Annotated in this window: 1 protein-coding gene; it reads left to right on the forward strand. The window is 45.1% G+C overall.

Features of this window, described 5'->3' with window-relative positions:
• Positions 1–1,627, forward strand: a 1,627-nt coding sequence (locus T491_RS0115185; RefSeq protein WP_028904630.1) for a leucine-rich repeat domain-containing protein, incomplete at both ends; no start/stop codon positions are given.

The raw sequence follows: 1,627 nt of genomic DNA on the forward strand, positions 1-1,627 counted from the left end.
ATAAAATAGGTGAAAATGCGTTCGCAAGCTGTACTAATCTGTCGAGTGTAGTTCTTCCATTGAGTGTATCTGAGATAGGTAAGGATGCCTTCAAGGGCTGTAGCAAGCTTGCCTCGGTGAACCTTTCTCAACTGTCAAAGCTTACCTCTATAGGTGAGTCTGCCTTCAGTGGTGCAAGTCTGTCTGAGCTTCGTCTGCCGGAGGGTCTTGGTAAGATTGGTGCCTATGCCTTCCAGAACTGCGGCAGCCTGGAGAATATCTGGCTTCCATCGTCATTGACCTCTATAGGTTCCAATGCATTTGCAAGTAGTAGTAAGATATCTAATGTATATATAGCCCGTGAGTCTCTCCTTGAGATCGGCACTGATGTGTTCTCTATTTCTGGCAAGACGTCTACCTTGTTTGTTCCTAGTGGCATGACCGAGACTTACTATACGGGTGGCTGGTCACAGTTTGCGAACATCGTAGGCGGTGAGTTCCTGGGTGTCCAACCAGTAACCGAGGGTGATGGCAAGGATATGACCTTCTCTTATTATAAGGTGAAGAATTCTTCTTCTTCGGAAGGTGACGGTTACAACAGGTATGCAATCCTGACGAAGTCAACTTCATCCCGCAAGGATGTAAAGGTACCGGAGTCAATTTCCGCTGAAGAGACTTTGTCCGACGGCACAAAGAAATGGAATGACTATGATATTGTATCCATCGGTGCCTCTTCGTTTGCGACAAGTAAGAGTCTTGAGAATCTGACACTTCGTGAAGGTGTTACGAGTATCGGTGCAAAGGCCTTCGAGAATTGTACCGGTTTGAACGAGTTGACATTGCCAAAGACCCTGTCATCCATCGGTGCAAGTGCCTTTGCCGGTTGTGAGAATATCACAAAGATAGTCTCTGACATCGTCACAGCATTTGATATATCTGAAAACGTGTTTGACGATAAGGTATATAAGAATGCCCAGTTATATATTCCTGACGAAGGTGAAAATAGCTATACGACAACAACAGGTTGGAAGGATTTCCTGAATAAAGAGAAGGGCAAGTGGGAGGAGAGTGATTACCTTGCTTACCAAGGTAGTACGTTCAAGTACCGTTACCATACTAGTAAGCAGGATGCGACAATAATCGGCATCACCTTCCCTGGTGACGGTAGTAAGACCGAACTTGAGATCCCAAGCTCAGTTGTAATTAAGAATAAGGAAGGTAATGAAATAAGTTATTATGTAAATATCATCTCTCCTTCAACTTTTGACAACAAGGACAAGGTCCAGAGTCTTGTCATCAAGGAGAAGACCTGGACAGAATCAGACGGCATTGACAAGGCAGGTATTGAGATCATTGACGAGAATGCTTTCTCAGGCTGTACTAACCTGATGAGTGTAGTTCTTCCATCGAGTGTATCTGAGATAGGTAAGGATGCCTTCAAGGGTTGTAGCAAGCTTGCCTCGGTGAACCTTTCTCAACTGTCAAAGCTTACCTCTATAGGTGAGTCTGCTTTCAGCGGTTTATCTAAGTTGGAGGAGCTTCATCTTCCAGCAGGTGTAGAGAAGATTGGAACCAGTGCTTTCCAGAGCTGTAGTAGTCTGAAGAAGGTATGGCTTCCTGCTAATCTGACTGAGATCGGCAAGCAGGC

Origin of the sequence: Prevotella sp. P6B4, assembly GCF_000619985.1 — a bacterium.
Lineage (GTDB): Bacteria > Bacteroidota > Bacteroidia > Bacteroidales > Bacteroidaceae > Prevotella.